This window comes from Bacillus altitudinis 41KF2b (assembly GCF_000691145.1).
GTDB lineage: Bacteria > Bacillota > Bacilli > Bacillales > Bacillaceae > Bacillus > Bacillus altitudinis.
In genome coordinates this window covers 71,817-88,740 of sequence record NZ_ASJC01000007.1, presented here as the reverse complement: position 1 = coordinate 88,740, position 16,924 = coordinate 71,817, and the positions used below count along the sequence as shown (strand labels likewise).

Here is a 16,924-nt window from a genome sequence, read left to right as displayed (position 1 = left end):
AGGACTGACAAAGAATGCGAGGGTTTGGCTACACGCTGAAGCAGTCCTTATCAGGGGACTGCTTTTTTTCTTGTATTACGCTTTGTTAGCCACAGGTTCCGTTGTTTTCCCATTCTTTTCAAACAAATCACTTGTCACAGCATTAGATGTGACATTCTTTTGGAAGAATGGATTCAAAATCAGGATGACCACAACGTTTGCTAGTAAACCAAGAAATCCTTCATAAAGACCAAACGTGACTTGTGAGATATTGGCTGTAAAGGTGACGATGATGCCAACAACTAAACCCGCAATCGTTGCTTCTCTCGATTGTTTTTTCCAGAACAAGCTGATCGCAATGGCAGGGAAGATTTGAACCATTCCTGAAACACCAATGAGCTGAAGCGTTACAAGTGCTGTTGGGAAGAGCATTCCGAATAGTAGAGCCAGCCCAATGACGATAAATACCATTGAACGAGTGATCATGGTCAATCTTTTAGGTGACACATTTGGATGGATTAAATCACGGTACAAATTATTGGCAAATAAATTCGACGCCCCAATGGCCATGATCGAACATGGAATGAGAGAAGCAAGTGCAATCGTTGAATACGCAAGCCCCTGCATCACGCCGCCATATGACGTCTGAATTAAATGAAGAAGAGCAAATCTTGGATTTGTATCTTCCGGTAAGACTAAAAAGGCAATGAAGCCAAGGAAGATGACCAAAATCAATACAATGTTGTAAAGAGGTAAAAACATACTGTTTTTCCGGATGGCATCTGCGCTTTTTGCAGTGAAAACGCCAGTTGCTGCATGTGCCCACATAAATAATGCGAGTGCAGAAACACCTGATGCGGTAATAAACCACAAAATGCCTTTAGGCCCGCCTTCAGGAATCGTCAGAAGCTGTGGGGCTTCCTTAGCTAACGTATTCATCATTGGGGTCCAGCCGTTAAAATGAATAATCGGGAGGGAAACGACCATAAAGAGCATGATCACCCAAACAAGAATATCTTTAATAATGGCTGTATATGTAGGACCTTTAATACCACTGAAAAATGTATAAAGTGCAACTAAAATAAATGAAATTATAACAACTGCATTCACATTAATATAACTCGTTCCAGCGACAGTTAACGTATCTTGAATCCCGCTGAGCTGAAGACAAATGTATGGAATGAGCATGAGTACACCAACAATGGCAATCAAACTAGATAACAGTTTACTGTCAAATCGCTCACGTGCATAATCAGCAAGTGTTGTCAGCTTATGATTTTTTGCAACCGTCCAAAGTTTTGGTAAGAAGAAATACGCAATAAAATAAGCAAGAACTGAATAGGGGATAGCGAAAAAAGCAACACTTCCCGCTGTATAAGCTGTACTTGTGAGCCCTAAAAAGGTATAAGCAGTATATAAGTCTGCGCCAACAAGGAACCAGACGAGAAGCCCGCCAAATTTTCTCCCGCCAACAGACCATTCTTCGACTGATTGTCTTGATGATTTATCACGACCAGCGGCAAAACCGATGACCACGACGATGAAAATAATACTTGCAGTAATCAATAAAGCTGTTAAGTTTCCTTGCATTCGTCAGTTCCTCCATTTGAATGTTGCATCCTGTAAATGATAAATGTGCAAACGGGTGTGAGTACAATCCATAGTAAGAGCCAGAAGTGGAAAAAAGGCAGCCCGATGACAAATGGATGAATACGATTCACAAAGGGGAGCAGTGCAAGCTGTCCAATGAATGGAATCGCGATGAGTAGCGCCAGTATCAGTTTTTTGTTCATGTTTTCCTCCTCTAATATTTTGTAATTTCATAATAATAGCAGTTGTCAGATTAGATCACAAGACCATTTTCAGAAAAAACAATCATTTTTATGAATATCATACTAATATAACGCTTTCATTTTTAAAAAGAGGTAAATAGTGAAGAATGAGAAAGGAAGACTTAAAAATAAGTATGGAAAAATAATATTTAGAGCAAATAAAAAAGCCCCAGCATGACGCTGAGACTGTGCCGTTTTTTATAGGAAATCAGATACTTCTTCGATGTCAAAACGATTGCTTTTGTGAGCTTCTTTTGCTGCTTTCCCGACAGAAATCAACATCACTGGTTCGTATCGACCGCTCACATTGAATTCTTTCACGTAAGCTTCTTTGCTGAAACCGCCCATTGCGCATGTATCATATCCCATTGCTTTCGCCGCAATCATTAATTGCATAGCAGCTAACGAAGCGTTTGAATAAGCAGCTTCACGTGCATATTGCTCGCTTTGGTAAGCACCATTGATTTGTGTCATCAGTGTTTCTTTAATATCTTCTGTGATGAAACCTTGTTCTGCTAGCTCACTGTAGATTTTTTCACCATTTAGATTGGCTTCAAGGTCACCAAGCACTGCAATCACAGCTGAAGCTTGTGAGACTTGTTTTTGATTATAAGCAATTGGAAGAAGTTTTGCTTTTGATTCAGCACTATGGAAAACAGTGAAATGCCAATGCTGAAGGTTCCAAGCAGATGGTGCTTTTGTTGTGATATCAAGAAGCTCTGTTAACTCTTCTTTTGTCATTTCATGAGTTGTATCATACTCTTTTACTGAAGCTCTTTCTTTTAAAATGTCAATCGTTTTTTGATCGCTCGCCATATGGATATTTCCTCCCGTTTTTGCAAATAGTATGGTACAATAAATAAAAAAGTGAGAAACTTACTTATTGTAACTAGAGATATATTTTAAATTGTACACCGTTAGTTTGTCAAACGATTATGAAAAGAAAGGCTGAAATATATGGAATTTCAATTATGTCCAAACATTCAGCAAGCTTTTTTGCTTCTTGGCAAAAGATGGAATGGTCTCATCATTCATGTATTGCTTGATGGTCCGAAGCGGTTTAAAGACCTGACGGATATTATTCCATCCATCAGTCAAAAAATGCTCGCAGAACGCTTAAAAGAGCTTGAGCAAGAAGGAATCATAAAGCGCACTGTACTTCCTGAAACGCCAGTCAAAGTCATCTATTGTCTAACCGAAAAAGGAAGTGCATTACATGGTGTGTTCGGAGAAGTATCGCGCTGGGCAGGGGAGTATGCTGGATCTCATGTAAAAAAGGAGCAAGCCTAGTTTTAGGTTTGCCCAAACGTTTTGTCTCCTAATGAATATGCTGATGTTAGGCACATGACAAAGGAGGAGAAAAGCATGTACCCTCATACTCCGTATTTTCGAGGCGGTGCCCCTGGCATTCCGCCATATGAATCTAGAGTCCCTTTGTTTTTTGGTTTTGGCGCTCCTTTAGTCGGCGGACTGCTTGGCGGATTTCTAGGAAGTGCGATTTTTAATTATCCTCGTCCATATTACCCGCCACCACCACCGCCTGTTCCACCACCTTATGGCGGCGGATATCCACCATATTATTAAGAAAAAAGAGTAAGCCTGCTTCCATTTCAAAGCAGGCTTTTTATAATGGAATATCAATTTCAGAAATGCCTGGATCATCATGCTTTAAAAACATAATTTCTAAAATACCATCTTGATACGATGCCTTTGTTCCTTTTCTTTTCACAGCAGCAGGCAGGACAACCTTCTTTTGTTTATTCTCTTCAGGAAAATGATCAATAAACAGCAGATTGGCTGTATGTTTGATTTTTACTTTTTCCGTGTTCGGACGATCGAGCTCTATTTTGACAAACACGTGATCTGTCGTCTCAAATACTTCAACATTCGGCTCTTTCTTTTTTTTATCGTCTGTTTCTCTTGTTTTCTGCTGCTGAGACAGCGGATCCTGAAAGGGGAATTGAGCAGAATAATTGGAGCCGAAAACACTTTCCATGACTTGATTGACATATTGCTCAACGTCTTTAGGATCTGAATTTTTTAACGCTTCTTTTGAAAATTGCTTTTGAAAAGGGAATAATCGGTTCCAGTCAAACATGCAAATCATCCTTTCTAAATGCCCTGAATTAGTATATGCCCATAATGTGATGTGCGTGCTATAATATACGATAGGTTTAGAAAGGAATGGTTAGATTGAACGAACAACAATCAAAAGGTGTCTTATATACGGCTGCATCTTTTACATTATGGGGATTGTTCCCATTATATTGGAAACTGATGGAGCATATTTCGTCAGGCGAAATTTTAGCGCACAGAATCATATGGTCCTTTGTTTTTATGTGCGGTATTCTTTTATATTTAAAGCAAGTCCGTCCAGGGATGCAGACTGTGAAAGGTCTGATGATAGATGGAAAAGCACTTTTTTCATTACTTTTATCGGCTATTTTAATTTCGGTCAACTGGTATGTATATATTTGGGCTGTAAATCACGATCTGATGCTGGAAGCGAGTTTAGGGTATTATATTAATCCGCTTGTATCAGTTTTACTAGGCATCATTTTCTTAAAAGAACGACTGAATAAAATGCAAACCACCGCCATTCTCATTGCCGCAGCTGGGGTCATCATTTCAACTGTCCAGTACGGCTCATTTCCTGTCGTGGCTTTCGTATTGGCTTTTAGTTTTGGGTTTTATGGACTGATTAAAAAAAGGATGAGTTTTACGAGTGCCATTGGATTAACCATTGAAACACTGCTTCTTGCACCAGCTGCGCTTGTTTACTTATTCTTCTTCTTAAAAGAACCTGTTGTCACGATGAATCCGAGCAGCTTCGGCTCTCTTGGGCTATTATTTTTTGCAGGTGTCTTTACAGCTGTACCGCTTCTTTTATTTTCTGAAGGGGCCAAAAGAATTCCTTTATATCAAGTTGGTATTTTGCAGTATATTGCACCGACCATTACACTCTTTTTGGGGCTGTTTGTGTATCACGAACACTTATCTGCAGCAAAAATCGTGACATTCCTCTGTATTTGGGTGGCGATTTTACTATTTACAACCTCTCAACTGCGAATGAAAAAAACAGCGAATTCTCATTAAAGAGACGAAGCAGTTTGCTTTTTTTTGCAGGCGGATCATGTCATAATAAGTTGTTACCAAAACTGTAGAGGTGATCACATGTCATCAGTCGATGAGCTTGCACACGCTTATCAATCTTTATGGAAAAATCGGCAGCTTGATGTAGTGGATATGACTTCATTACACGAGGCGATACGAGATGATTTGCTTGATGCACGCACCCATCCTCGCGCAAGAAAGTCATTACATCAAAAGTATGTACTCGCTGTGGAAAGAATTTTAGAAAGTGCTATTGAGCAGGGTCATCAACTACAGCTGATCAGCTTACATACGAAAAAGCTGCGAGAACTAATTCAAAATGAAGGAAGGAACCACTCATGAAACCAATTCAAACGGAAGATGTCACAGCACATCTTGAATCGTTTTTAAATCGGCCAGTCTTCGTTCATCTTGAAACGACAACTGGTTCTTATTCAGCTCATGTGAATGAGCAAAATATGACGGTCGTGGCGTATATCCGCAACGCAAAAGTTGTCTATTCACAGGCAAAAATAAAAGGACAAGGCCCATATCGTGTCGGGATGAAAACAGAAGATGGCTGGATTTACGCAGAAGGTTTAACCGATTACGTGTTTGATGAACAAGGTCGCCTGCTGTTAGCAGGACACCTGCCAGACGGAAAACTAGCGATCTCATTACAAATTAGTGAAACACCATTTCAGGTGTAGGAGAGAGGGGAACAGTGATGAACGAACATGTACTTGTGATGCTGCCTCACCCCGACGATGAATCCTTCGGGGTCGCAGGGCTCATCGCGCAAAGCAGAAAACGTGGAATTCCAGTGACGTATGCATGCGGGACACTTGGAGAAATGGGAAGAAATATGGGAAGTCCAACTTATGCTAACCGTGAGACACTTCCTGAATTAAGAAAACAGGAATTAATCAATGCATGTAAAGAAATGGATGTCACAGACTTGCGAATGCTTGGTCTTCGGGATAAAACGTTGGAATTTGAAGATGATGAGTATTTAGCGGATGTGATGGAACGCATAATTGATGAAGTGAAACCAACTCTTATTGTCACGTTTTATCCAGGTCATGGCGTACACCCTGATCATGATGCGACAGGTGAAGCGGTCATTCGTGCTCTATACCGCAAGAAAAAAGAAGACCGTCCTGTCACATACTGCATGGCCATTACGAAAAATCGAGAAGAAGTGCTAGGAAATGCCGATATTGTGATTGATATTACGGATGTAGCCGATATCAAATTAAATGCACTAAGAGCGCATAGAACACAAACAGAAGGCATGCTAAGAGAGCTTGAACAAAAGCTGAAAAACAAAGAACCAGTCGTTCAAAAATGGTTTGATGAAGAAATTTTCTGGACGTATCAATGGAATGACTAAATGAAAGGCAGCTGACTTCAGTCAGCTGCCTTTTCCTGTTGTATCAGAATGCATACGTCTTTCAATCAACCTAAGACGAACAAATAGGACGATGGCACCTGCAGCAAGCCCAGTAATCAGCCCAACCCAATAACCAAACGCTCCAAATGAGGTATACGTGCCAATCAAGTAGCCAGCTGGAAGGCCGATGACCCAGTAAGAGACAAACGCAGCAATCAGTGTGTAATTCACATCTTTATAGCCGCGCAGAGCCCCCTGAATGGGTGCAGCGATCGCATCTGACAGTTGGAAAAAGATCGCATACATCAAAAAGTGCTGTGTCATTTGTAAAACAGCTGATTCAGTTGTATATAAACCAGCGATCTCAGGTCTAAATAACAAGATGAGTGCTGCGGTACATAATGAGAACAAAACAGCTGTTGCAATGCCAATATAGCTGTAGCTTTTTGCGTCTTTATACCGCATGGCACCGGCTTCAAAACCTACAACAATCGTTAAAGCCATTGAGATACTAAGCGGCAGGATATATAAAATAGAAGCAAAGTTCATTGCTGCTTGGTGACTGGCGATTGTCACGGTATCAAAGTGACCCATTAAGAGCGTGACAGCTGCAAAAATACTTGTTTCAAAAAAGATCGCAAACCCAATAGGGATACCGATTTTCAGTATTTGACCCATTCGGGAGACGTTAAAACGAGGTAATGTCTGAAACAACCGAAAGGATGCAAACGGTTCGGCTTTGATGACAATACAAATACTCATGATGAAAATCGCCCAATACGTCAGCGCAGATGCAAGACCTGCCCCTGCACCGCCAAGCTTTGGAAACCCAAAGTTTCCGAAAATAAAGAGATAATTTAAAACAAAATTAATAGGAAGTGCGGTTAACGTAATGAACATCGTTACACGTGTTTTTCCTAATGCATCAATGAACGATCTCATGACTGAATAACCAAAAAGCGGGATGATTCCAATAGCAAGGAAGCTGAGAAAATGACGGGCAATGGTTTCTACGGATGGTTCAAGCCCAAGTCGCCCTAAAATAAAAGGAACACACATCGATCCAATGACAATCACCACGATACTTAAAAGAAAAGATAAATAAATGGCCTGGAAGACCGCACGAGGAACATCTTCCCTGCGGCCGCCGCCCATCAGCTGAGCCACAATAGGGGTAACAGCCATTAAAATGCCAGCAAGACCAGTATAAACAGGTGTCCAAATGCTCGAACCGATCGCTACACCTGCTAGGTCTTCTGCACTCACTTTTCCAGACATCACCGTGTCTAAAAATGTGATGAGCGAAAGACCTGCTTGTGTAATTAAAATCGGAATCAATATGGTTAAAAATTGTGCCAACTTTGCTCGAATACTATTCGTTTCTCTCATCATAAGTTCCTCTCTGAACAGAAATAACGAGAGGAATTATATCACGCTATGTAAAAAAATCAATTCTCCGTCGGATTATTTTTCTTTGAGGGCTTCGTTTTTTTGAACATTTGGGCATAAATAAAAGAAAGACTGACAACACCTAAAATGCTGCAAGCATATTGAATCACTTTTTGAATTGTCATATTGAATTCACCTCCATACAAATAGAATGTGCACAATTTGTTATTTTATGACACAAGCGAAAGAAGGAGGGACATGGTGAGATGATCAATCGCACAAATGAAGAAGCGATGTTTAAGTTAGAAATGAAATCTCATTTAACGCAAATTATGATGGATGCAAGGAAAATCGTCGATTCGCTTGACCAGACGGAACAATGTCTTCTTTGTGAACTCGAATCATTACATGATCAGTTTAATGAAATGCATGCAGAGGCTTCCTCGTTTTATTTACAAGCGTATATGGAAGAATTCACACCAGGTTTTGCTCAATTTTCTTTAGCCATTGAGAACTTATCAAAACAAAAGCACGGCGCACTGATTGTGATTCAAAGGAGAGATGAGGTGGAGGATTATATACAAAAAGGGACAAACCTTCATGCGAAAATTAGCGCATCATTAATAGAAAGCATTTTCTATCCTGGAAACCCACTTCATGATGGCGCCCTTTTAGTAAAAGAAAACACGCTTGTTTCCGCTGCAAATGTCCTACCGCTCACCTCAAAAAAAGTCAGCCCTTCTCTTGGCACAAGACACCGGGCTGCCATTGGACTTTCTGGCATGACTGATGCCCTTGTTCTTGTGGTATCAGAAGAAACAGGGAAAATGTCGTTTGCGAAAGAAGGCGTCCTCTATCCGTTAACTGTAAAAGACCAAGAAATCAGAAAGTAAACATGAACACAGCATTCTTCATTGGGAAGGGTGCTTTTTTTATTGAGGAGAAAAAACAGGCAATTAAGTAAAAAGTCATTTGATACAGAAAAATTTGTCATGTAGAATAGAACTATGAAACTAGCAACGTGCTTGTTTTGACAAATTTCTAAACGTCAACTTAAAAATTCCTTAAAAATTGTTTATAAATACAGCAAACAGCCGATAGAAACGATATGGCTTTGTTTTAGCATTTTGAGTTTGCTGCTCTAACCTATTTAGTATTGCCCAACGTCTTCATGTCGAGTAATATAATAGAAATAAAGATAAAATAGTGCAAGAGAAGCAGAACCATTAAATGCTAAACTCAAAACTAGTACATAAGTCTTAAGGAACGAAATCATGAAAGGCGGAGATTTATCTATGAAGAAAAAAGTAGTAACCGGCCTCACAGTTTCAGCGATCGCAGGCTCAGCTGTTATTGCTGCACCGGCAGAAGCACAGACGATCAAGGTGAAAAGCGGTGACTCACTTTGGAAGATTGCCGAACAGTACAACACAAGTATTTCGGAACTTCAATCTCTTAATCAATTAAAAACGACGATGATTTTTGCAGGACAAAGCTTAAAGATTCCTAGTGCAAAAAGTTCAAAATCCAGCTCATCAACAAGTTCAAAAGCAACGAAATCAAGTGCTTCAACAACATCTAGCTATACAGTCAAGCTTGGGGATTCATTATGGCTGATTGCGAAGAATCACAAAATGTCAGTTGCAAGTTTGAAAAGTTTGAACAGCTTAAACAGTGACCTCATTCGTCCTGGACAAAAGCTGAAAGTGTCTGGAACGACGAAAACGAGCGGCAGCCAGTCCACAAATTCAAACTCAACATCTAATTCTAGCTCAAGTAACAAATCAACGAATTCTAATAGTTCGTCATCAGCATCTAGTACATATAAAGTAAAATTAGGCGATTCACTTTGGAAAATTGCCAATTCGTTAAACATGTCGATTGGTGAAATTAAAACATTGAACTCGCTAAAATCTGATATGATTTATCCAAATCAAGTATTGAAGGTAAAAGGAACGGTGACGTCAAAACCAAGTCAGCCGAAAGCACCTGCTCAATCTAGCACGCCTTCAAACAGCAATCAGTCTTCAAGTAGTAAAACCACATCTTATACGGTTAAATCAGGTGATTCATTATGGAAAATTGCGAATCAGTTTAAGGTGCAGGTTCAATCAATCCGCACAGCAAACAGCTTGAAAAGTGATGTGCTGAGAATTGGACAAGTATTAAAAATCAACGGAACAGCTTCCGGTTCAACTGGATCTAATGGTTCTACGTCAAACGGTTCAACAACACCGGTCAACAATAATAAAACTGACGTTCCAATGAATGCAAAAATCACGACAATGATTCAAGAAGGTAAAAAACTCACAGGCATTCCTTACAGATGGGGTGGCAATACACCAGCTGGATTTGATTGTAGCGGCTTTGTTTACTATCTCATTAATAAGGTTTCATCAGTATCTAGATTGAGTACAGCAGGATACTGGAATATGATGACGCCTGTCAGCACACCACAAGTTGGAGATTTTGTTTATTTCACAACGTACAAAGCAGGTCCTTCTCATATGGGACTATACCTAGGTGGAGGAGATTTCCTTCATGCAAGTGACAGCGGAGTAGGAATTTCAAACTTAAGCAATCCTTATTGGAAAAAAGCCTACCTAGGCGCAAAACGTTTCTTCTAAAAAAGCCGATTTTCGGCTTTTTTTGTTTGCCCGTTGCTGTGATTGTCCATACTGATATCAAAAGGGGGCAGTCATAAATGAAAAAGTCAGTGTGGATGATCATGATATGTTTGATCTTTACCGCATCAGCATGTCATGCACCGCCGAAAAAAGAAACGACAGAAGAAACAAGAGAAGTTGCCGCACCTAAACAAGCACCAGTCACAACGTCACTCATAAACGAAAGCGGGCAAAAAATAGGGAGCATTGAAATAAGAGAGTCCTCAGAAAATGGGCTGGATCTGCATGTGAAAGCGAAAGGACTGCCACCAGGTCCTCACGGCTTTCATATTCATGAAACAGGAATATGTGAAACGCCAGATTTTGAAACGGCGGGGGCTCACTTTAATCCGACCCATAGAGAGCATGGCTTCGACAACCCAAAAGGGCATCATGCTGGAGATATGCCTAATTTAGAGGTAGGGGCAGATGGACAAATTGATGTTGTCGTGAATGTACCAGATGTGACGTTAAAGGGAGGCCCAAATCAATTAATCGATCAAAACGGGCGAAGTTTCATCATCCATGCAGAAGCAGATGATTACTTAAGCAACCCTTCTGGCAACTCAGGGAAACGCATTGCTTGCGGAGCCATCACAAAAGAAATGGTAAAATAACAGAAGACGAACCTTTATGTATTGAGTGCATAAAGGTTTTTTTAGTATACTTGGTGAGGAAAATGATCGAAGAGAGGAATTAATCATATATGTTTAACCAACCATCACTCCCAGAAGAAATTCAAGCAATGATCGAAGCAAAAGGAAAAGTTCTCGAAGAAGAATTTCGTCCGCTTATCGGAACAGGCGGCTATGAATCACAAGATACGTCTATTATTCAAGATGCCATGATTGCACTTGCCCTAGGAAAAAATGTTCTGTTAAAAGGACCGACGGGCTCAGGTAAAACCAAACTAGCAGAAACTTTATCCGCTTTCTTTCAACAGCCGATGCACAGTGTAAACTGCTCAGTTGACCTTGATGCAGAAAGTCTTATTGGCTATAAAACCATCCATAATGATGGACAAGTTGCTTCTATAGAATTCATTGAAGGACCCGTTACAAAAGCAATGAAAAAAGGACACCTTTTATATATTGATGAAATCAACATGGCAAAACCAGAAACACTGCCTATTTTAAACGGTGTGCTTGATTACAGAAAAATGATGACAAACCCATTTACAGGTGAAGTCGTTAGAGCAGAAGAAGGTTTTGGCGTGATTGCAGCAATCAATGAGGGATATGTGGGGACAGTGCCGCTCAATGAAGCGCTGAAAAACCGTTTTGTCGTCATTGAAGTTCCTTACATTGGCGGTGGCATTTTAAAAGAAGTACTGCACACTCAGTCCGTATTAAAGGATGAGCGGTTAATCGATCAATTCGTACAGCTCTCATCAGATCTCATCGTCCAAGCACACAATGGACAGGTCAGTGAAGAAGCCGCATCCATTCGCGCACTGTTAGATACATGTGATCTTGCGCAATATATTCCGCCGCTTCGTGCAATTGAACGAGGAATTGTAGAGAAGCTAGAAGATGACCGGGAAAAAGCAGCGGTAAGAAATATCGCTCAAACATTATTCGAGTGAGGTTCTGACTTTTGAAATTCATCAAATTTAATGACAGCAGAATCGATTCATTTCTATTTATGGAATTAACGGATTTAGCCAAAACACTTGCCAAAAGTGATGATGTGGAGCTTGAATACGGTGTTCAATCGTACTATGAACCGTTTGAAAAGAAAATTTTCATCAGCCATTTTTGGGATGATCGTCATCAAGAGGATATGATGGCAGGCCTAAAAAGTGATGTGTTTCTGCGAGCAGTAGGGACAGTGTATAGCGATCTTACAGTGTTTGAAGACATCATTTCCTATGCCCACACATTATCCATTCCTGATGTGTGCAAACAATTGTTTATGCTGTTTGAAGATATCCGCATTGAAGAGCGGATTAAACGTGACCGCCCAGGAACAAAAAAGGTATTTAAACGGAGAAGAGAGCTTTACAGACGTCACTTTAAAACACAATTAACGATTAACCAAGAGCGCAGTATTTTAACAGATGCACTCTTTTGTGCGATATACGTGAAGCTGACAGCCGAATCTCCGCTTGAAGAAATTCCACCCCTTCATGAGCGGATAGATCCAATGATTCCGTTTATTGAGTCAAGTCTTGAACGTGTATATGACGCACGCTCGACATCTGATATCGCCATCATTGTGAAGGAATTGACAGAAGGCTTCGATGAGCTCCTTGAAAAGGATATGCTGAACACATACTTTTTCTTCCCAGAATTGGACTATGAAAAAGCGGCAAAAGAACCGCTTTTCCATGACCTCAAAAGAAAGCCAAAATTAAGTGAGGATATAAAAGTCGATCGGGAAAAAGAGGGGGATGAAGACATCCATAATGAATATATGGAAGTATGGCATAGAGAAACGGAAGCACCATCTAAAAGTTTCCTTCAATTTGATTTAGAACACGGTGGTAAAAGCGATCTCGGTAAAGATGCGGCAAGAGAAGGTGACGATGGAGATCAGGCGCTTGGAACGGTTCAAGGTTCAGCCAAACAAACCCATCGAAAAGACTATTCAAAGCTTGAAGCACTAGAAGAGGCAGAAGGAGAAGAAAGCGGGGCAGATTCGCATGAGAATGGAAAAGAAAACAAATATGCATTTCCAGTCATGATTTCACCAGAATCTCCTTCACCAGAGCAAGTAGATGTGTACAGGCAGCACGCAAAGGCAATCGAGCCTTATCAGAAACGCTTAAAACAAATGATTCAAAAAACACTTGAGCATAAAAAATCATGGCCAAAAACAGATCTTCATGCAGGGCGTCTCAGTAAAAAGCTCATTCGTTATTTTACAGAGTCTAACCCTCGACTATTTTATAAAAAACAAGCGCCATCTTCTCAAATTGATGCTGTGTTCACTTTATTAGTTGACTGCTCTGCGAGTATGTTTGACAAGATGGATGAGACAAAAAAAGGGATTGTTCTGTTTCATGAAGCTTTAAAATCAGTGCAGGTACCTCATCAAATTGTTGGGTTCTGGGAAGATACAAATGACGCAACTGAAACAAGTCAGCCGAACTACTTTAACACCGTCGTATCGTTCAAAGATTCCTTATTTGACGCAGGACCATCCATTATGTCACTTGAGCCAGAAGAAGATAACCGGGATGGATATGCGATTCGCCAAATGACAAAAATGATTTTAAAACGAAGAGAAGAGCAAAAGTTCCTCATTGTTTTCTCAGACGGAGAGCCGGCTGCATTCAGCTACGAACAAAATGGGATCGTGGATACACATGAAGCGGTTCTCGAAGCGAGAAAAAAGGGAATTGAAGTGATCAATGTGTTTTTATCCAATTCTCCGATTGAAGAGGCGCAGATGAAAACGATCCAAGATATGTATGGCAAGTTCAGCATTTTTGTACCGGATGTCGATACATTGCCAGATGTGCTATATCCATTACTCAAGAAATTGCTGCATAAAAGCATTGGGGCATAAGGTTTTGCCCCTTTCTTTAAAATATTTTTCGGAATGATTTAAATTTTTTGTTTTTCTTTGAATTTTTTATCTTTAATTGAACAAAGAATGTAGAAAGTAATCCGAAACAGTGGTAGAATATGATTGGAAGCGTTTTATTACATAAATTTGGTCATTGTGTTCTGGAAGTTATATCGAGATAGTGTTCAATCACTTGATGATCAAAGTTGGGGGTAGTGTTCAAAATGTTTCAAAATGATGTGAAACAACCGTTGAGTTGGGAAGAATTTCATGGTCCGAACCTCGGCTACGTGCTCGAGCTCTACGATCAATATGTCCAGGATCCTACTAGTGTTGATGAAGACATAAGAGGCATATTTGATGAACTTGGTGCACCACCGAGTGAAATGAAGGAGGAAATTGGGAAAAAAGAAAATAGCGTAGTTACTTCTGAACAAATCCAAAAGATAGCATCAGTCGTTAAACTGGCAGAAGACATCAGAACGTATGGCCATTTAAATGCTTCCGTCAATCCTCTTCGCAAAGAAAAGGAATTACAAGAGCTGTTTCCATTAAAGGAATACGGTTTAACTGAAGAAGACGTTAAGAATATTCCAATATCAATTATTAGTCCAGATGCACCTAAACACATTTCAAACGGCATAGAAGCCATTAACCATTTGAGAAATACGTATAAGCGTACCATTTCATTTGAGTTTGATCATGTACATGACTTCGAAGAGCGCAACTGGCTCTCTAAATCTATTGAGTCTGGTGAATTATTTAAGAAAAAACCAGCAGATAAACTAGTTTCTGTACTCAAAAGATTAACAGAAGTCGAGCAATTTGAGCAGTTCCTTCATAAAACATTTGTTGGACAAAAGCGTTTTTCTATAGAAGGATTAGACGCACTTGTTCCAGTACTTGATGAAATTATATCCGAGTCTGTTACACAAGGGACTTCAAATATTAACATTGGAATGGCACATAGAGGCCGTTTAAATGTATTAGCACATGTGTTAGGAAAGCCATATGAGATCATTTTCTCAGAATTCCAGCATGCGCCTAATAAAGAGCTTGTACCATCAGAAGGCTCTATTGGCATCAGCTACGGATGGACAGGGGATGTAAAATATCATCTCGGTGCTGACCGCCAAATCAAAGATGAAGATACAAAGAGTGCAAGAGTCACACTTGCCAATAACCCAAGTCACTTGGAATTTATTGACCCGATTATTGAAGGAAGCACTCGTGCAGCGCAAGAATCGCGTACTCAAAAAGGCTATCCAGTTCAAGACGTTGAAAAAGCGTTAGCCATCTTAATTCATGGGGATGCTGCATTTCCTGGAGAGGGAATTGTCGCAGAAACATTAAATTTAAGTCAATTAGTCGGCTATCAAGTGGGGGGAACGATCCATATCATTGCCAACAATATGATTGGATTTACCACAGAAAGCAATGAATCTCGTTCAACGAAATACGCTAGTGACCTTGCAAAAGGTTTCGAGATTCCAATTGTTCACGTCAATGCAGACGATCCAGAAGCTTGTTTAGCAGCTGTTCAGCTGGCGGTAGAATACCGTAAACGGTTTAAAAAGGATTTCTTAATTGACTTGATTGGCTACCGCAGATATGGCCATAACGAAATGGATGAGCCTTCTACTACTCAGCCAATGCTGTACGATGCGGTCAGAAAGCACAAAACGGTCAAGAATATCTTCGCAGATAAGCTTGTCACTGAGGGCCTTCTGTCAAAAGAACAAAGAGAAGAAATTGAGCAGGCTGTCACGGCAAAAATTGAAGAAGCTTATAAAAAAGTACCTTCAAAGAAAGAACATACGATTCAAGAAATCGAACTGCCAGAGCCTGTATCTAACGGCTTCCCTGCAGTTGATACATCCGTAGAGTTTGATGTATTAAGAAAGCTGAATGAAGAATTAATTAGCTGGCCGAAAGACTTCCAAGTATTCGGTAAGCTAAAGCGGATCCTTGAAAAACGTGCAAAAGTGTTTACAGATGATCGCAAAGTGGAATGGTCACTTGGTGAAGCACTGGCATTTGCATCTATATTAAAAGACGGTACGCCGATTCGAATGACCGGACAGGATTCTGAGCGAGGCACATTTGCTCAAAGAAACCTTGTTCTTCACGACAGTCAAACGGGAGATGAATTCATTGCTCTTCATGAACTGAGTGATGCAAATGCATCATTTACAGTCCATAATAGTCCACTGTCAGAAGGCTCTGTCATCGGGTTTGAATATGGTTATAATGTCTATTCTCCTGAAACATTAGTGATTTGGGAAGCTCAATTTGGAGACTTCGCAAATGCGGCTCAAGTGTATTTTGATCAATTTATTTCAGCAGGCCGCGCCAAGTGGGGACAAAAGTCAGGGCTTGTGATGCTCTTGCCACATGGATATGAAGGACAAGGTCCAGAACATTCTAGTGGAAGAACAGAACGCTTCTTGCAATCAGCTGCTGAGAATAACTGGACAGTTGCGAATCTGACAAGTGCAGCTCAATACTTCCATATTCTTAGAAGACAGGCGAAAATGCTGCTTCGTGAAGAGATTCGTCCTCTTGTCATCATGACACCGAAGAGTCTGCTTCGTAACCCGAACACATTATCCGAAGTCCAAGAACTAACAGATGGACAGTTCCGTCCAGTTCTTGAACAGCCGGGCCTTGTGCATGATCATGAAAAAGTAACACGCCTTGTGCTATCGAGCGGGAAGGTATCGATCGATATTAGTGATCGTTTTACTCAAATGGAAGACTCAAAAGATTGGCTTCATATTGCGAGAGTGGAACAATTATATCCATTCCCAGCCAAAGATATTAAAGCCATTTTATCAAAACTGTCGAACTTAGAAGAAATCGTATGGGTGCAAGAAGAACCGCAAAATATGGGCGCTTGGGGATATATTGAGCCATATTTACGTGAAATTGCATCTGAAAAAGTAAAAGTACGTTACATCGGCCGCAGAAGACGTTCAAGTACGGCTGAGGGTGATCCAACTGTTCATAAAAAAGAACAAGAACGAATTGTATCTGATAGCTTGACTCGCAAAAACTAA

General features: G+C 40.3%; 18 protein-coding genes. 12 read left to right on the top strand and 6 right to left on the bottom strand.

Annotated features, from left to right (window positions below):
• Nucleotides 1–75 precede the first annotated feature (75 nt).
• The 3 genes from BA79_RS13280 to BA79_RS13270 form a co-directional block, all read right to left on the bottom strand.
• On the bottom strand, nt 76–1,569 hold the full coding sequence (locus BA79_RS13280; protein ID WP_035703276.1) for a sodium:solute symporter family protein: 1,494 nt from the start codon (nt 1,567–1,569) through the stop codon (nt 76–78).
• Complete coding sequence (locus BA79_RS13275; RefSeq protein WP_017359680.1) at nt 1,554–1,772, bottom strand: DUF3311 domain-containing protein; 219 nt, start codon at nt 1,770–1,772, stop codon at nt 1,554–1,556. The genes BA79_RS13280 and BA79_RS13275 overlap by 16 nt, the downstream gene beginning before the upstream one ends.
• Before the next feature lie 237 nt (nt 1,773–2,009).
• Complete coding sequence (locus tag BA79_RS13270; protein ID WP_035703274.1) at nt 2,010–2,627, bottom strand: nitroreductase family protein; 618 nt, start codon at nt 2,625–2,627, stop codon at nt 2,010–2,012.
• A gap of 141 nt (nt 2,628–2,768) precedes the next feature.
• On the opposite strand from BA79_RS13270, the gene BA79_RS13265 reads away from it, so the two are divergent.
• Nucleotides 2,769–3,101, top strand: coding sequence for a winged helix-turn-helix transcriptional regulator (locus BA79_RS13265; RefSeq protein WP_008346466.1), 333 nt, complete (start codon nt 2,769–2,771; stop codon nt 3,099–3,101).
• 75 nt (nt 3,102–3,176) lie between these two features.
• Nucleotides 3,177–3,395, top strand: coding sequence for a hypothetical protein (locus BA79_RS13260; protein WP_003215921.1), 219 nt, complete (start codon nt 3,177–3,179; stop codon nt 3,393–3,395).
• A 40-nt stretch (nt 3,396–3,435) separates the two neighbouring features.
• Here BA79_RS13260 and BA79_RS13255 read toward each other — a convergent pair whose 3' ends face one another.
• Nucleotides 3,436–3,909 (bottom strand): Hsp20/alpha crystallin family protein, encoded by a 474-nt coding sequence (locus BA79_RS13255; RefSeq protein WP_024718570.1) that lies wholly within the window; start codon nt 3,907–3,909, stop codon nt 3,436–3,438.
• A gap of 86 nt (nt 3,910–3,995) precedes the next feature.
• Here BA79_RS13255 and rarD point away from each other — a divergent pair, with 86 nt between their 5' ends.
• From rarD to bshB2, 4 genes are all read left to right on the top strand, one after another.
• Complete coding sequence (gene rarD / locus BA79_RS13250) at nt 3,996–4,907, top strand: EamA family transporter RarD (RefSeq protein ID WP_035703272.1); 912 nt, start codon at nt 3,996–3,998, stop codon at nt 4,905–4,907.
• A gap of 78 nt (nt 4,908–4,985) precedes the next feature.
• Nucleotides 4,986–5,267 carry a hypothetical protein gene (locus tag BA79_RS13245; RefSeq protein ID WP_035703270.1) on the top strand — a complete coding sequence of 94 codons (282 nt, stop codon included), beginning with the start codon at nt 4,986–4,988 and terminating at the stop codon, nt 5,265–5,267.
• Entirely contained in the window at nt 5,264–5,614 is a 351-nt protein-coding gene (locus BA79_RS13240; RefSeq protein WP_008346474.1) for a YojF family protein, read from the top strand. Before BA79_RS13245 ends, BA79_RS13240 begins: the two co-directional genes overlap by 4 nt.
• A gap of 17 nt (nt 5,615–5,631) precedes the next feature.
• Nucleotides 5,632–6,297, top strand: a complete 666-nt coding sequence (gene bshB2, locus BA79_RS13235) for a bacillithiol biosynthesis deacetylase BshB2 (protein ID WP_007500738.1) — start codon at nt 5,632–5,634, stop codon at nt 6,295–6,297.
• A gap of 21 nt (nt 6,298–6,318) precedes the next feature.
• Here the strand turns inward: bshB2 and BA79_RS13230 are convergent, their stop codons facing one another.
• Nucleotides 6,319–7,686: an MATE family efflux transporter gene (locus tag BA79_RS13230; protein WP_035703268.1), complete on the bottom strand. Its 1,368-nt coding sequence runs from the start codon at nt 7,684–7,686 to the stop codon at nt 6,319–6,321.
• 59 nt (nt 7,687–7,745) lie between these two features.
• Nucleotides 7,746–7,871: a hypothetical protein gene (locus BA79_RS19830; RefSeq protein ID WP_003215647.1), complete on the bottom strand. Its 126-nt coding sequence runs from the start codon at nt 7,869–7,871 to the stop codon at nt 7,746–7,748.
• An 81-nt stretch (nt 7,872–7,952) separates the two neighbouring features.
• On the opposite strand from BA79_RS19830, the gene cdaS reads away from it, so the two are divergent.
• From cdaS to sucA, 6 genes are all read left to right on the top strand, one after another.
• Nucleotides 7,953–8,579: a sporulation-specific diadenylate cyclase CdaS gene (gene cdaS / locus BA79_RS13225; protein ID WP_024718575.1), complete on the top strand. Its 627-nt coding sequence runs from the start codon at nt 7,953–7,955 to the stop codon at nt 8,577–8,579.
• Between the two features lie 402 nt (nt 8,580–8,981).
• Nucleotides 8,982–10,313, top strand: coding sequence for a C40 family peptidase (locus BA79_RS13220; RefSeq protein ID WP_035703339.1), 1,332 nt, complete (start codon nt 8,982–8,984; stop codon nt 10,311–10,313).
• Between the two features lie 77 nt (nt 10,314–10,390).
• A complete protein-coding gene (locus BA79_RS13215; protein ID WP_007500730.1) occupies nt 10,391–10,969 on the top strand; it encodes a superoxide dismutase family protein in 579 nt (192 codons plus the stop codon).
• Nucleotides 10,970–11,058: 89 nt separating this feature from the next.
• Complete coding sequence (locus BA79_RS13210) at nt 11,059–11,937, top strand: ATP-binding protein (protein ID WP_017367449.1); 879 nt, start codon at nt 11,059–11,061, stop codon at nt 11,935–11,937.
• A gap of 11 nt (nt 11,938–11,948) precedes the next feature.
• Nucleotides 11,949–13,865, top strand: a complete 1,917-nt coding sequence (locus tag BA79_RS13205) for a vWA domain-containing protein (protein ID WP_017367448.1) — start codon at nt 11,949–11,951, stop codon at nt 13,863–13,865.
• A 224-nt stretch (nt 13,866–14,089) separates the two neighbouring features.
• Nucleotides 14,090–16,924 (top strand): 2-oxoglutarate dehydrogenase E1 component, encoded by a 2,835-nt coding sequence (sucA, locus tag BA79_RS13200; protein WP_035703265.1) that lies wholly within the window; start codon nt 14,090–14,092, stop codon nt 16,922–16,924.

Coding starts and splice junctions, on each gene's coding strand:
- BA79_RS13280 (WP_035703276.1), bottom strand. CDS start 1,569: ATGCAAGGAAACTTAACAGCTTTATTGATTACTGCAAGTATTATTTTC.
- BA79_RS13275 (WP_017359680.1), bottom strand. CDS start 1,772: ATGAACAAAAAACTGATACTGGCGCTACTCATCGCGATTCCATTCATT.
- BA79_RS13270 (WP_035703274.1), bottom strand. CDS start 2,627: ATGGCGAGCGATCAAAAAACGATTGACATTTTAAAAGAAAGAGCTTCA.
- BA79_RS13265 (WP_008346466.1), top strand. CDS start 2,769: ATGGAATTTCAATTATGTCCAAACATTCAGCAAGCTTTTTTGCTTCTT.
- BA79_RS13260 (WP_003215921.1), top strand. CDS start 3,177: ATGTACCCTCATACTCCGTATTTTCGAGGCGGTGCCCCTGGCATTCCG.
- BA79_RS13255 (WP_024718570.1), bottom strand. CDS start 3,909: ATGTTTGACTGGAACCGATTATTCCCTTTTCAAAAGCAATTTTCAAAA.
- rarD (WP_035703272.1), top strand. CDS start 3,996: ATGGTTAGATTGAACGAACAACAATCAAAAGGTGTCTTATATACGGCT.
- BA79_RS13245 (WP_035703270.1), top strand. CDS start 4,986: ATGTCATCAGTCGATGAGCTTGCACACGCTTATCAATCTTTATGGAAA.
- BA79_RS13240 (WP_008346474.1), top strand. CDS start 5,264: ATGAAACCAATTCAAACGGAAGATGTCACAGCACATCTTGAATCGTTT.
- bshB2 (WP_007500738.1), top strand. CDS start 5,632: ATGAACGAACATGTACTTGTGATGCTGCCTCACCCCGACGATGAATCC.
- BA79_RS13230 (WP_035703268.1), bottom strand. CDS start 7,686: ATGAGAGAAACGAATAGTATTCGAGCAAAGTTGGCACAATTTTTAACC.
- BA79_RS19830 (WP_003215647.1), bottom strand. CDS start 7,871: ATGACAATTCAAAAAGTGATTCAATATGCTTGCAGCATTTTAGGTGTT.
- cdaS (WP_024718575.1), top strand. CDS start 7,953: ATGATCAATCGCACAAATGAAGAAGCGATGTTTAAGTTAGAAATGAAA.
- BA79_RS13220 (WP_035703339.1), top strand. CDS start 8,982: ATGAAGAAAAAAGTAGTAACCGGCCTCACAGTTTCAGCGATCGCAGGC.
- BA79_RS13215 (WP_007500730.1), top strand. CDS start 10,391: ATGAAAAAGTCAGTGTGGATGATCATGATATGTTTGATCTTTACCGCA.
- BA79_RS13210 (WP_017367449.1), top strand. CDS start 11,059: ATGTTTAACCAACCATCACTCCCAGAAGAAATTCAAGCAATGATCGAA.
- sucA (WP_035703265.1), top strand. CDS start 14,090: ATGTTTCAAAATGATGTGAAACAACCGTTGAGTTGGGAAGAATTTCAT.